The organism is Halomonas sp. MMSF_3323, from assembly GCF_030733595.1.
Taxonomy (GTDB): domain Bacteria; phylum Pseudomonadota; class Gammaproteobacteria; order Pseudomonadales; family Halomonadaceae; genus Halomonas; species Halomonas litopenaei.
The window spans coordinates 41256-54691 of the sequence record NZ_JASHIT010000020.1; the positions used below are offsets into that span (position 1 = coordinate 41256).

Here is a 13436-nt window from a genome sequence, read left to right on the forward strand (position 1 = left end):
GAAGCGGCCTCAGGATTCGACGATGGTGTAGGAATGGGTGACCTCGACGCCGCCCTTGGCCAGCATGATGGAGGCGCTGCAGTACTTGTCGGCGGAGAGTTCCACCGCGCGCTGGACCTGCTTTTCCTTGAGCCCCTTGCCGGTGACGGTGAAGTGCACGTGGATCCTGGTAAACACCGACGGCACGCTGTCGGCGCGTTCGGCCTCGATGTCGGCGACGCAGTCTTCCACCGGGGCGCGGGACTTCTCGAGGATCTCCAGCACGTCGAAGGAGGTGCAGGCGCCCATGCCCATCAGCAGCATCTCCATCGGGCGCGGCCCGGTGTTGCGGCCACCGTGATCGGGGGGGCCGTCGATGACCACGGCGTGGCCACTACCGGATTCGGCCACGAACTGACGGCCGTCGGTCCATTTGACGCTGGCTTTCATGGGGATTCCTTCTTTTTCTGCGATAGTGATGTCGATGTTTTTTGATGCGGTCTGCAAGATGCGGTCTGCAGGATGCAGCCGGACTCGATCAGCGTTCGCCAGGAGCGCCGCCGAGTCGGTGATTCAACGCCTCGAGGCGCTCGGGCGTACCCACGTCGACCCAGTCTCCCCGATGGTGGGTGCCGGCGACGAGGTCGCGGGCCATGGCCTCGCGAAGCAGTGGAGCGACAGGATAGCAGGGAGCGGGCAGGTCATTCACCAGACGCGGGTCGATCAGCGCTATCCCCGAGTAGGTCAACTTTGGCGAGCCGTCGCTCGAAACTCTGCCGCCGGCCGCCAGGTGGAAGTCGCCGTCCGGGTTGTGGACGGGGTTGTCGACCAGCACCAGATGGGCCAGATCGCCCTCCAGAGAGGGCAGGGCGCTGGGGTCGATGTCGCAGAAGGCATCGGCGCTGACCAGCACGAAGGGCTCCTCGCCGAGCAGTGGGCGAGCCTTGGCGATACCGCCGGCGGTCTCCAGCGGCTCGTCCTCGCGACTGTAGGCAATCGATACCCCGTAGCGTTCACCGTCGCCCAGGGTCTCGATAATCTGGTCGGCACGGTAGCTGACGTTGATCACCACCTGTTCGATACCGCAGCCGGCCAGGCGCCTGAGGTGGTGGCCAATCAGCGGTTCGCCGGCCACCGGCAACAGGGGTTTGGGGCAGTGGTCGGTCAGCGGCCGCATGCGTTTGCCGAGACCGGCGGCCAGGATCATGGCTTTCATGGGCGCACCTCTGCGACGCGGGCTTCGATCAGCGGGCGCAGGCTGTCTTCGACCCAGGCGCTGAAGTCGGCGTGTCCCGCGAGGCCCTCCAGCCCCTCGAGGCTGTCCTGAAGATGGGCAAGAAAGTGAGGTAGACGCGCCAGGTAGCCGTCGCGCTGGTCGCGCAGGGTCAGGCGACAGAAGATGCCGAGCACCTTGAGCGCACGCTGGGCAGCCATGGCATTGACCCAGCGCAGGAAACTGTCGCTATCTACCGAGTCAGACAGGCGCCCGTCGGCTATCGCGCGCTGGCGGAAAGCCTCGCTCCAGGCCGCCCGGGTGGCCGCATCGAAGCGCCGATAGCGCCCGTGCAACAGCGAGATCAGGTCATAGGTGATGGGGCCTGCCAGGGCGTCCTGGAAGTCGATCAACCACAGTTCGGCGGCGTGACGCATCAGGTTCATGGCATCGAAGTCGCGGTGCACGGTGACCACCGGCTGGGCCAGCGCCTGTTCGATCAGCGCCTGGCGCAGCGCAGGCCAGCCGGGAGGCTGGCCATCCAACTCCAGCCACTGGGCGAGGCACCAGTCGGGGAACAGGTCCAGCTCCCGGGCCAGCGTTACGGCGTCGTAGGGCGGCAGGCTATCGCTCGGAGCCTTCCGCTGAAGCTCCTCGAGCAGCGCGATGGCGGCGTCGAAATGGGCGTGGGTGGTGGCCTCGTCGGCACCGTCGAGGGCCAGGTGCAGCGGCTCGTCGCCGAGGTCCTCAAGCTCCACGAAGCCCTGGTCGGCGTCCACGGCATAGACCCGGGGTACCGGCAGGCCCGCTGCGTGCCAGTCACGGGCGATGGCGACGAAGGGGCCGACGTCCTCCTGGGGGGGTGGGGCGTCCATCAGCATGCGGGTCTCCCCACTTTCCAGGGTGAGGCGGTAGTAACGCCTGAAGCTGGCGTCGCCGGCGGCCAGCACGAGATCGCTCGAGCCCTCGATGGACGGGTGCTGTGCCTGTGCCCAAAGGCGCAGTTGCTCGAGTCGGCGGGGGCTTTCAGCCTGGGACATCGGGGGGAAAACTCCTGGTGGCGGCAGGGCGAAGGATGCCAATGTCGGTTGACGCTCCGTTGGCCTCACCGCATGCTGTGCATGGATCAAGGGCGGCCGTGGCGCGAATCTCGTTGGAACAGATCGGCGTTACAGGTCGGCCGCGGCCTGTATAATACCGATTCACCCCGTCGAGGACAGCGTGCAACATGGCCAAGCGATACGCATGGACGGCCCTGGCGGGCCTCGCCACCACCAGTCTGGTGTCGTCCCCCCTGTGGGCGGCCCCACCTGAACCCCTGCCGGCAAGCCAGATGGATTGGCAGCCCTGGGGCGATGACCGTCCCGCCGGGACGGTGTGCCGAGGCTACTACGTTCAGCCCGAATACCGCCTTCCTGCGCCGGCCATCGATGGCCAGGTCAACAGCGAATCCAACACCGCCAACTACGGCACCGACGGTGACACCGTGCTCGACGGTGAAGTGGTGCTGCGCAAGGGCGATACCCAGCTCGAGGCAACCCGGGTGCAGGTACCACCGGAGCGTGACCTGGCCAACGCCAGTGGTCCCCTGACCCTGCGCGACAAGGGCCTGCTGGTGCGCGGTGACAGCGCCGAGGTGTCGCTGAACAGCGACCAGGCCACCATCGATTCGGCCCACTACGTGGCCCACGAGTCGCGCCTGCGCGGCGATGCCATCCAGCTCGAGCGAGTCAGTGACAACGTCTTTCGTCTGCGCGAGGCCAGCTTCACCACCTGTGAGCCTGGCGACAGCACCTGGCGCCTGATCGGCAACGATATTCTGCTGGATCGCAATCAGGGCTACGGTACCGCCAAGCATGCCCGCCTGGAGGTAGGCGATGTGCCGGTGTTCTACTGGCCCTGGGTGCGCTTTCCCATCGACGAGCGGCGCCAGACAGGCTTCCTGTGGCCGACCATCGGCGTCTCCGACGGTGGTGTCGACTACGCACAGCCCTTCTATCTGAATCTGGCGCCCAACTATGACGCCACCATCACCCCGCGCTGGATCGACGACAGCGGGTTACTGATGGGGGCGGAGTTCCGTTACCTGTTTCCCACCGATCAGGGCACTCTGGAAGGCGCCTACATCGGTGACGACGAGTCCGCCGGAGATGACGACTCCACCACCGAGCTCGAGAACGGCGACGAACGCTGGTACTTCGACTACAGCCATTACGGGCGCTTCAGCTCGCGCGTTCCCTACCGGCTGCGCTATGGCGCCGCCAGTGACGGCCGCTATTTCGATGACTTCGGGCGTACCTTTGGTGAGACCGATACCAGCAACATGGCGCGTCTGGCCCAGATCGACTACCTCGGCGACACCTGGAACCTCCAGGCCAAGGCCCAGGGCTATCAGCTGCTGGACGATCCGGTCGACGAAGGCGACAAGCCCTTCTACCGGCTGCCGAGCCTGACCGCCAACGGCCGCTGGTCCCAGGACCTCGGCTTCTATCAGGAGTGGAACTCCAACGCCACCTACTTCTGGCGCGATATCGAGGGCGACGAGAACGGCTTCTACGACTACGAGGATACCCAGCGCCGCATCCCGCTCAGGGAAGACGTCAAGGGCGCCCGCCTGGATCTGGCGCCGGCGGTGGGCTACCGCTTCGAGCCGAGCTGGGGCTTCTTCGAACCCCGCGTGGCGCTGCAGCACACGAGCTATGACCTCGACTATGACGAGCGCATCACCGACAACAGCGAGAGCCCGACGCTGACCGCACCGGTGACCACCATCGACGCCGGGCTGATCTTCGAGCGCGACTTCGCCTTTGGCGGTGACGACTGGCGCCAGACCCTCGAGCCACGCCTCAACTACGCCTACGTACCGGAGCGCGACCAGAGCGACTTCCCCGACTTCGACACCGAGGAACTGGCGTTCTCGTGGGGCCAGCTGTGGTCGCCGTACCGCTTCTCCGGCGGCGATCGTCTGGGTGACCTGAACCGTTTGTCCTACGGCGTGGAAAGCCGCTTCCTCGAAGACCAGAGCGGCCGCGAGCGGTTGTCTGTCGGGGTCGGGCAGTCGGCCTACTTCGAGGACCGCAATATCGATATGGCCGGTGATCCCGACACCTTGCCCGGTGATGAGGAGTCGTTCGACTACTACGAAGCCACCCGCGATCGTTCGCCCTGGGTGACCCGAATCAACTGGCAGATCACCGACAACTGGAGCACCCGCTGGCAGTGGCTCTACGACGACGAGGAGAGTCGCACCGAGAGCACCGGCCTTGGCGTGCAGTACCGTGCTGACGCCGGTCACGTGCTCAACCTCGGCTACCGCTGGGAGATCGAAGGCTTCGACAACGCCGACGATGACGATGACGTTCGCAACTACAACCGCGAAGAGTACGACATGTCCTTCGCCTACAAGGCGACGGATCGTTTCGACGTCATCGGCCGGGTGCTCTACGACAACACCAACGACCGTGCCCTCGACCAGATGGCGGGTGTGCAGTGGAACGACTGCTGTTATGGTGTGCAGGTCGTGTGGCGCGAGTGGATCGAAGACGAGGACACCGCCAACAACATCGAGGACGACACCACGGATCGCGGGCTCTTCCTGCGCTTTGTGCTCAAGGGCTTCGGTGGCATCGGTGGCGACGCGGACACCTACTTCCAGTCTGCGGTGCCCGGTTACCGTCCCGGCCTGAACTAAATACCCTGGCGTATCCCCAACGGCGAGCACGAGACGTGCTCGCCGCATCGAATCTGAGTGAACGAGGAAGCATGACTATGCGTAGCCGACCCCTTGCCGCCCTGGCGATGGCCGCCTGTCTGGCACTGACTACCGTGGCGGCCCACGCCCAGGACGGTTACCGCCAGCCGCTGGATCGGATCGTCGCCGTGGTCAACGAGGACGCCATCATGGCCTCCCAGCTCGATGACCGTGTCGAGCAGGCCATGGCCAGACTGCGCGCCAGCGACATGGACACTCCTCCGGAGCAGGCCCTGCGTGAGCAGATTCTGGACCGCATGATCGTCGAGGAGATCGAGGTGCAGATGGCCGAGCGCATGAACCTGAGCGTCGACGATACCGAGCTCAATCGTCAGGTGCGCGCCGTGGCCAACCAGAACGGTGTCAGCCTGGAGCAGTTCGCCGATCGGCTCGAGTCCCAGGGCATGAGCCTGTCCCAGGTGCGTGATCAGATCCGTCGCGAGATGCTGATCATGAAGGTCCAGCAGGCCCAGGTGTCCAGCCGGATCAACATCTCCGAGTCCGAGGTCGAGCGCTATCTGCAGCAGCAAGGCGTCGGCACCAGCCGCGAGGAGGCGCGCCAGGCGATCTTCCAGCGCAAGGCCGGCGATGAACTCGAGAAGTGGGTTCAGGAAATTCGCGGCGAGGCCTTCGTCGAGAAGCGCCTGAACCAGGGCTGATGTCGCAGCGGATGAAGGCGCCGATCGTGGTGACCACCGGCGAACCCGCCGGTATCGGTCCCGAGCTTGCCCTGATGCTGGCTGCGCGCCACGTCACCGACTGGGTCGCCATTGGCGACCCAGAGCTGTTGAGGGCTCGCGCCCTGGCGCTCGGACTGGATGTCGAGGTGGTAATAGTGGCACCGGGCGAGGCGCATCCGGGGCCGCGCCGGCAGCGTCTGGCGGTGTGGCCGGTCGCGCTCAAGGAGGCCAGCGAGCCTGGCGTGCTGTCGACGGCCAACGCCGACTATGTGCTCGAGACCCTGGATATGGCGGTGGCCCAGTGCCTGGCAGGCAAGGCCTCGGCGATGGTCACGGCGCCGCTGCACAAGGGGGTGATCCGCGATGCGGGCCATCACCACTTCACCGGCCACACCGAGTACCTGCGCGATGCCTGCGGGGTCGAGGAGGTGGTCATGATGCTGGCCACCGACAGCGCCCTGCACGGGCGCGTCGTCTCGGCCGACGCCACCACTGATCCATTGCGTTCGATACCGCTGCGGGTGGCCCTGGCGACCACCCACCTGCCGCTGCGCGAGGTGGCCGATGCGCTGTCTCAAAAGGGGCTCGAGCGAGTGCTGCGTATTCTGGCCCGGGACCTGACAGACTTCTTTGGCGTTGTCTCTCCGCGGATCGCCGTGTGCGGTCTGAATCCCCACGCCGGCGAGGATGGGCATCTCGGGCGCGAAGAGATCGAGATCATCACCCCGGTGCTCGAACGGCTACGTGAAGAAGGACTGGCCCTTGACGGGCCGCTGCCGGCGGATACCCTGTTCACCCCGCGCCATCTCGACGGCGTCGACGCGGTGCTGGCGATGTATCATGACCAGGGTCTGCCGGTGCTCAAGTACTCGGGATTCGGCCAGGCCGCCAACATCACATTAGGGCTGCCGCTGGCACGGACCTCGGTGGACCACGGCACCGCCCTGGACCTGGCCGGGCATGGCACCGCCAGTCCCGATAGCCTGGCGGTGGCGATTGCCCTCGCCGAGGATATGGGCACCCGGGTGGCCGAGCGCTGAAGGTCCGTCACCCCAACCCTCGTTTTGCAAAGGATTCAAGCATGTCATCCCGCCCCACGGCGCACCGGGCCCGCAAGCGCTTCGGTCAGAACTTCTTGCGTGATCCCGGCGTCATCTCGCGCATCGTGCGTTCCATCGGGGCGCGCCCCGGCGACCGTATGGTCGAGATCGGCCCTGGCCAGGGGGCGCTGACCGAACCACTGCTCGATGCCACCGACGGTGATCTCGAGGTCATCGAGCTGGACCGGGACCTGATTCCGGGGCTGCGGGTGCAATTCTTCAATCACCCGAACTTCGTCATCCACGAAGGCGATGCGCTCAAGATGGACTTCGTTGCGCTACGCGGCGAGGGCCAGCCACTCAGGGTCGTCGGCAACCTTCCCTACAACATCTCGACCCCGCTGATCTCGCACCTGCTCAGGGCCGGCGACGCCATCCAGGACATGCACTTCATGCTGCAGAAGGAGGTGGTGGATCGTCTTGCGGCGCCACCGGGCGGAGGTGATCGTGGGCGGCTGTCGGTGCTGGCGCAGTACTTCTGCGACGTCGATTCGCTGTTCGTGGTACCGCCGGAGGCCTTCGTGCCGCGTCCCAAGGTGGACTCGGCCATCGTCAGGCTGACCCCGCGTGAGCGACCCCAGGGGCGGGCCAAGGACGAGACGTTGCTGTTCGACGTGGTGCGCGAGGCCTTCGGTCAGCGGCGCAAGACGCTGCGCAACAATCTTAAGGGACGCATCGACGGTGACGCCCTCGAGGCCCTCGGTATCGATCCGAGCCGGCGGCCCCAGACGCTGGAGGTGGAAGAGTTCGTGTCCATCGCCAACGCCTTGAGTGCAGAGGAGAATCCGTCATGAGCGAGATGCCTGACGTAAGGGTCGATGTGGAGCCCGCCTATCGTGAAGATGAATCTTCGCCGATGGAGAACCGCTTCGTATTCAGCTACACGGTGACGGTGCACAATCATTCGCCGGGGAATATTCAGTTGATGGCGCGTTTCTGGAAGATCACCCAGACCAGCGGGCAGGTCCAGGAGGTTCGCGGCAAGGGGGTGGTCGGCAAGCAGCCGATGATAGGCCCCGGTCAGACCTTCCAGTACACCAGTCGTGCCATTCTCGACGGGCCGGTAGGGTTCATGGAAGGGGCCTACACCTGCGTGGACACCGCCAGCCAGCGTCCCTTCGAGGTGCCGATCACGGTGTTTCGCCTGGCCACACCCAACCAGATTCACTGATCTGGCGAATCGAACGCCCTTCAAGAGCCCCGAGATCCTATGAAACGCTACGCTATCGGTGACCTTCAAGGCTGTCACGAGGAATTCATCGCCCTGCTCGAGGCGCTCGACTTCGATCCACGTCGGGATCAGTTGTGGCTGGCCGGAGATCTGGTCAACCGCGGGCCGGGGTCGCTGGCCTGCCTGCGCGAAGTGATGGCGCTGGGGGAGGCGGCCAGGGTGGTGCTAGGCAACCACGACCTGCATTTGCTGGCGGTGGCGCGAGGTGGCGCCGCGACCAAGCGCAAGGACACCATCGACGATATTCTAGAGGCCGAGGATCGCGAGACCCTGCTCGACTGGCTCCAGGCCAGGCCGCTGCTGGTGCGCGATGGCAATACCCTGATGACCCACGCCGGCCTGCCGCCCCAGTGGGGGCTGGATCAGGCCGAGTCGCTGGCCGGTGAGGTCGAGTGGATGCTGACCGGCGAGCGTGCCGGCGATTTTCTCACGCGCATGTACGGCAATCGTCCGCGCCGCTTCAAGCCGCACCAGGAAGGGGTCGACCGCCTGCGGGCCATCGTCAACACCCTGACCCGTATGCGCTTCATCGACGCCGAGGGGCGCCTGGATTTCGACGCCAAGGAAGGCCTGGACAGTGCGCCGGATGGCTTCGCTCCCTGGTTTCAGTACCCTCGCCAGGATGATCCCTGGCTGCTGTTCGGCCACTGGGCCGCGCTCAACGGCGAGGCCATCGGCAGTCGGGTTCGCGCCGAGGCGCTGGATACCGGCTGCGTCTGGGGCGGCAGTCTGACCGCGCTGGACCTGGACAGCGGCGAGCGCATCAGCGTGCCCAGTCGGCAGTTTGCGTAACGCCGCAGGCCACTCGCCGAGACCCGCTTCCCCGTGCCCGACCCTTCCCTTTATCAAGGAGTCCATATGACGTCCGCCGCCTTCGAACATCTGGATATCGAGCGCCTGAGCCAGTGGCTCGATGAGCAAGGCGAGCTGTGTCTCGTCGATATTCGCGATCCCGGCAGCTACGCCCAGGGCCACATTCCCGGCAGCCGCCATCTGGACAACCACAGCGTAGGGCCGTTGGTCGAACAGACGCCGAAGGATAGACCCCTGGTAGTGGTGTGCTATCACGGCCATTCCAGCCAGCAGGCGGCAAGCTGGCTCAGCGCCCAGGGCTTCGAGCGCGTCTACAGCCTCGATGGTGGCTTTACCGAGTGGCAGCATCGCCTGCCCGAACGGGTGAGCCGGACGGCGTCATGACCCAGGAACGCGAGCAGCGTCAGGGCGACGAGCCTTGTGCGGGGCTGGAGGTCTATCGGGTGGGTGGCGCGGTACGCGACGCGCTGCTTGGCTGGCCGGTGAAGGACACCGACTGGGTGGTGGTCGGTGCCACCCCCGAGGCCATGCGCCAGCGTGGTTTTCGCCCGGTGGGGCGCGACTTTCCGGTATTTCTGCACCCCGAGACCCACGAAGAGTACGCCCTGGCGCGGACCGAGCGAAAGTCCGGTCACGGCTATACCGGCTTTGTGGTGCACGCCAGCCCCGAGGTGACCCTGGAGGAAGACCTGGCCCGCCGCGATCTGACCATCAACGCCATGGCCGAGTCACTCGACGGCGCGCTGGTGGATCCCTTCGATGGCCGTCGAGACCTCGATGATCGACTGCTGCGCCACGTCAGCCCGGCCTTCGTCGAGGATCCCTTGAGGGTGCTGCGTACCGCCCGCTTTCTGGCCCGTTATGCAGGTCTTGGCTTTCGCATCGCCGAACCGACCCAGGCGCTGATGCGCCAACTGGCCGACAGCGGTGAGCTCGACCATCTGGTGGCCGAGCGGGTCTGGGTGGAGACCGAGAAAGCGCTCGGCGAGCCCGAGCCGCGGCATTACTTCGATGCCCTGGCCGCCTGCGGTGCACTTGAGCGGCTGATGCCGGCGCTGAACGAGGCGGGCGGTGATGCCCTGGAGCGTGCGCTTGTGCGGATGACGAGATTGCCAGAGGCGTTGTCCGGTTCGCCCTGTTGGCGCTGGGGGCGACTGGTGGAGGCACTGAGTGCGCCCGCACGCAAGGCCCTGGAGGAGCGCCTCAAGCTACCCAACGACTATCGTGACGCAGGGCATCAGTTAGCGTCGACCCGACAGCTGGCGTCGTCGCTTGCTCAGGACGGTGATCGCTCGGCGCCGTTGATCGCCATGGACTGGCTCGATGGCATCGACGCCTGGCGCCGCGGTGAGCGGGTGGCGCCGCTGCTGGCGGTGCTGGCACTTAGGCGTCCCGGGGACGCCGAACGGTTGGCGCTGGGCTATCGTACGGCGCTGGCGCTCTCGCCCAGAGACCTGCTCGATGAGGGCTTCAAGGGTGCGGCGCTGGGTCAGGAGCTACGACACAGGCGGCTTGCCGTCCTGGAAGACGCCTGGCGCTAGCGGGCTTGCGGGGCTACTGCTCGAGAGTCCCCTCGAGTGCTGCGCGTGAAGGCAGCGCCCGATCCCCCCAGTGGAACTCGATGGGCCACAACGGCTGGTCGTCCGCGTCGAAGGCCTGCCAGATCTCCTGATAGCAGCGCCCGTCGAGGGGGTGGCGGTGCTCCGGCAGCAGCTCGGCCATGGGCCAGAGCACGAAGGCGTGGTGCAGGATTTCGCCTCGCGGCAGGCTGACGCCGTCGATGTCGCCTACCTGCTCGCCGACGGTGAGGATGTCCACGTCGAGGGTGCGAGGGCTGAACTTGGGGCTGTCCTTGCGTCGACCATTGGCGGCCTCGAGACGTTTGCACCAGGCCTGCAGTTCGCCAACGGACCAGTCGCTGTAGAGGGCGACCACCAGGTTGTAGAAGTTGCGACCGTCTTCGAAGCCGACCGGCTTGCTTTCGTAGACCCGCGAGATGGCAAGCTCGCCAAAGGTCTCCGACAGGGCGTCCAGGCAGACGCGAATATGCTGGTCGCGCTCGATATTGCTGCCAAGACTCAGGGTTACCAGCGCCATCAGTGGCCCCCGGGGCGCTGACCGCGCTCGATGCTGACGCCTACGGCGCGGGCGTTGGCCACCGCCCCGGGCTTGCGGAGGGTCATCTTCAGCCAGGGCACGCCGAACTCCTCCTGCAATAGTTCCGCCAGCCGCTCGGCGAAGGTTTCCACCAACTCGAAGCTGTGTTCTTCGGCGAAGACCCCGATGCGACGGCTGATGGCGTCATAGTCGAGGGTCTGGCTCAGGTCATCGTCTTGCGCTGCAGCGCGGATGTCGGTGGCCAGCACCAGGTCCAGCGTCAGGCGCTGGGTGATGCTGCGCTCCCAGTCATAGACGCCGATGACGGTATCCAGTTCAAGGCCTTCGATCAGTACCTGATCCATCGGTGATCCCCGGTGATTGTCCTCCCGGCCGCTAAGCAAGAACCGGGAAAAGCAGGTGTGACAAGGCGCCCGATTGTACTTGAGCCGCCCCCCGGGAAACAGGCCGCGGGTGACTCGCGAGTGCTCGTACTGGCAAACTACGACGGAATGCCCTTGAGTGTGGCATCTTTCGCCAGCACCGGTTGCGTCGGGTCAGGAGTCGCCATGGGTTCATCGTTGGAAGTGATACTGCCCTTGACCGCTCTTGCCTACCTGAGCGGCACCTGGCTGGGCGCCATCAGCGTCTGCCGCTGGGCCGGGCGCCCGGATCCGCGGCTCAGCGGCTCCTGCAATCCCGGCTTCTCCAATGTGCTTCGCCAGCACGGCGTGCCGCTGGCGCTGGCGACGCTGGCGATCGACGCCCTGAAAAGCTGGCCGGTGCTGCTGCTCGGCCTGTGGCTCGAACTGCCGCCCTGGGGGCTAGGCCTGGTGGGGCTCGGTGTGCTGCTGGGCCACTGCTACCCGGCGTGGTATCGCTTCCGTGGTGGCAAGGCGGTGGCCAGCGCCTTCGGCGTGATGCTGTTGTTGACCCCTGGGGTAGCCCTGGTCAGCGCCGTGATCTGGGCGCTGCTTGCCTGGTGGGCGCACACCGCGGCGGTGGCCTCATTGACCAGCGCCACCCTGGCCCCGCTGCTGAGCCTGTGGCTGGCGCCGGACTTTGTCTGGGTAGTGCTGGTGTTCGCCGGTCTTGTGGTGGCCCGCCACGCCATCAATATCGGCCGGTTGCGCCAGGGCAAGGAGCCCCACCTGTAAAGCGACCGGCTCGATGGGGCAGGCTGGGCTCCTGGGCGTATAGAGAGCGCAATCATGGCCCTTTCTTCTTGCTAGTCGACTACGGCGCGCTGAGTTGATCCATCGGCCAGCGCGGCACCGCCTTCATCTGACCCACGGTATCCTTTTCTCCTGCGATCAAACGCTGGGCTCCCGCATAAGCGATCATGGCGCCGTTGTCGGTGCAGAAGCGGCCGCGAGGGTAGTAGGCGCGAGCCCCCTGTTTTCGCGTCGCTTCTTCCAGCTTGGCGCGCAGGCGCACATTGGCACTGACACCGCCGGCCACCACCAGGCGGGTGAGCCCGGTCTGCTTGAGGGCCCGACGGCACTTGATCGCCAGGGTGTCGGCGACGGCCTCCTCGAAGGCTCTGGCGACGTCGGCGCGGGCCTGGTCGTCGAGCTGGCCAGCCTGTTCTAACTGACGAATGGCGGTCAGGGTGTGGGTCTTGAGCCCCGAAAAGCTGAAGTCGAGACCCGGGCGATCGGTCATCGGCCGGGGGAAGCGGAAGCGGCCCGGGTCGCCGCCCTCGGCCAGGGCAGCTACCCGCGGGCCGCCGGGGTAATCGAGGTCCAGCATCTTGGCAGCCTTGTCGAAGGCTTCACCGGCGGCATCGTCCACCGATTCGCCCAGCAGTTGATAGCACCCGATGCCGTCAACCTGGACCAGCTGGGTGTGGCCGCCCGAGACCAGCAATGCCACGAAGGGAAAGGCCGGAGGCTCGTCCTCGAGCATGGGAGCGAGCAGGTGTCCTTCCATATGGTGAACGCCGAGCACCGGAATGCCGAGTGCGCGGGCCATGCCGTGGGCGGTGCTGGCGCCGACCATCAGCGCGCCGACCAGCCCGGGGCCTGCCGTGTAGGCGATGGCGTCCAGCTGGGTGCGTTCGAGCTGTGCTCCAGAGAGCACCTGGTCGATCAACGGCAGCAGGCGCCGGGTATGGTCGCGAGAGGCGAGTTCCGGCACCACACCGCCGTAGTCCGCGTGCATCGCCACCTGGCTATGCAACGCATCGGCCAGCAAGCCGCGGTCGGTGTCGTAAATGGCGACGCCGGTCTCGTCGCAGGAGGTTTCGATGCCTAGTACGCGCATGGATCGGGCTCGGGAAACGGTGAAAGGGGGGAGTATTCTACGCCGATTTGGCTTCCGCTGCATAAGCGACGGGCTCCCTTTCGGCGGCCGCGGCGCGCCTTGTGGCAGGCAAGCAGCGCTGGCGGCGGGTACAGATTGAAGGGTGAGCGAGACGAAAGCATTTGCAAGAAAGCGGGATGGTCACTAAAATACTGTCCGCTGCAAGACTGGGTCGTGCATCCAGGGCTCGCTTCCCCCGTCTCTGTTCCGTTTCAGGTCATGCCCGCAGGGTTCCTGCGCTGAGCTGTTGTCAGCTCAAGGGTTGGCC

General features: G+C 65.9%; 15 protein-coding genes. 9 read left to right on the forward strand and 6 right to left on the reverse strand.

The features are described 5' to 3' along the window. Positions 1-9: 9 nt before the first annotated feature. From RBB39_RS11765 to RBB39_RS11775, 3 genes are all read right to left on the reverse strand, one after another. Positions 10-429 (reverse strand): OsmC family protein, encoded by a 420-nt coding sequence (locus RBB39_RS11765; protein WP_045991845.1) that lies wholly within the window; start codon positions 427-429, stop codon positions 10-12. An 88-nt stretch (positions 430-517) separates the two neighbouring features. Then, positions 518-1195, reverse strand: coding sequence for an N-acetylmuramate alpha-1-phosphate uridylyltransferase MurU (murU, locus tag RBB39_RS11770; RefSeq protein WP_045991846.1), 678 nt, complete (start codon positions 1193-1195; stop codon positions 518-520). After that, on the reverse strand, positions 1192-2232 hold the full coding sequence (locus RBB39_RS11775; protein ID WP_045991847.1) for an aminoglycoside phosphotransferase family protein: 1041 nt from the start codon (positions 2230-2232) through the stop codon (positions 1192-1194). Before RBB39_RS11775 ends, murU begins: the two co-directional genes overlap by 4 nt. Positions 2233-2420: 188 nt before the next feature. Here RBB39_RS11775 and RBB39_RS11780 point away from each other — a divergent pair, with 188 nt between their 5' ends. From RBB39_RS11780 to RBB39_RS11815, 8 genes are all read left to right on the forward strand, one after another. Beyond that, positions 2421-4883, forward strand: a complete 2463-nt coding sequence (locus RBB39_RS11780) for an LPS-assembly protein LptD (protein WP_045991848.1) — start codon at positions 2421-2423, stop codon at positions 4881-4883. 77 nt (positions 4884-4960) lie between these two features. Next, on the forward strand, positions 4961-5602 hold the full coding sequence (locus RBB39_RS11785; RefSeq protein ID WP_045991849.1) for a SurA N-terminal domain-containing protein: 642 nt from the start codon (positions 4961-4963) through the stop codon (positions 5600-5602). After that, positions 5602-6663: a 4-hydroxythreonine-4-phosphate dehydrogenase PdxA gene (gene pdxA, locus RBB39_RS11790; protein WP_239452514.1), complete on the forward strand. Its 1062-nt coding sequence runs from the start codon at positions 5602-5604 to the stop codon at positions 6661-6663. Before RBB39_RS11785 ends, pdxA begins: the two co-directional genes overlap by 1 nt. Positions 6664-6704: 41 nt before the next feature. Further along, on the forward strand, positions 6705-7517 hold the full coding sequence (gene rsmA, locus RBB39_RS11795) for a 16S rRNA (adenine(1518)-N(6)/adenine(1519)-N(6))-dimethyltransferase RsmA (RefSeq protein ID WP_045991850.1): 813 nt from the start codon (positions 6705-6707) through the stop codon (positions 7515-7517). Further along, a complete protein-coding gene (apaG, locus tag RBB39_RS11800; protein ID WP_045991851.1) occupies positions 7514-7894 on the forward strand; it encodes a Co2+/Mg2+ efflux protein ApaG in 381 nt (126 codons plus the stop codon). The genes rsmA and apaG overlap by 4 nt, the downstream gene beginning before the upstream one ends. Positions 7895-7933: 39 nt before the next feature. Beyond that, positions 7934-8746, forward strand: coding sequence for a symmetrical bis(5'-nucleosyl)-tetraphosphatase (locus RBB39_RS11805; protein WP_045991852.1), 813 nt, complete (start codon positions 7934-7936; stop codon positions 8744-8746). Between the two features lie 66 nt (positions 8747-8812). Next, complete coding sequence (gene glpE, locus RBB39_RS11810) at positions 8813-9151, forward strand: thiosulfate sulfurtransferase GlpE (RefSeq protein WP_045991853.1); 339 nt, start codon at positions 8813-8815, stop codon at positions 9149-9151. Next, positions 9148-10308, forward strand: coding sequence for a polynucleotide adenylyltransferase (locus RBB39_RS11815; protein WP_045991854.1), 1161 nt, complete (start codon positions 9148-9150; stop codon positions 10306-10308). Before glpE ends, RBB39_RS11815 begins: the two co-directional genes overlap by 4 nt. Positions 10309-10321: 13 nt before the next feature. On the opposite strand, the gene folK is transcribed toward RBB39_RS11815, so the two are convergent. Both folK and folB read right to left on the reverse strand, forming a co-directional pair. Next, on the reverse strand, positions 10322-10864 hold the full coding sequence (folK, locus tag RBB39_RS11820) for a 2-amino-4-hydroxy-6-hydroxymethyldihydropteridine diphosphokinase (RefSeq protein ID WP_045991855.1): 543 nt from the start codon (positions 10862-10864) through the stop codon (positions 10322-10324). Further along, complete coding sequence (gene folB / locus RBB39_RS11825) at positions 10864-11229, reverse strand: dihydroneopterin aldolase (RefSeq protein WP_045991856.1); 366 nt, start codon at positions 11227-11229, stop codon at positions 10864-10866. Before folB ends, folK begins: the two co-directional genes overlap by 1 nt. A gap of 204 nt (positions 11230-11433) precedes the next feature. On the opposite strand from folB, the gene RBB39_RS11830 reads away from it, so the two are divergent. Next, entirely contained in the window at positions 11434-12021 is a 588-nt protein-coding gene (locus RBB39_RS11830) for a glycerol-3-phosphate acyltransferase (RefSeq protein WP_045991857.1), read from the forward strand. Between the two features lie 79 nt (positions 12022-12100). Here RBB39_RS11830 and tsaD read toward each other — a convergent pair whose 3' ends face one another. Further along, positions 12101-13129, reverse strand: coding sequence for a tRNA (adenosine(37)-N6)-threonylcarbamoyltransferase complex transferase subunit TsaD (tsaD, locus tag RBB39_RS11835; RefSeq protein ID WP_045991858.1), 1029 nt, complete (start codon positions 13127-13129; stop codon positions 12101-12103). Positions 13130-13436 lie beyond the last annotated feature (307 nt).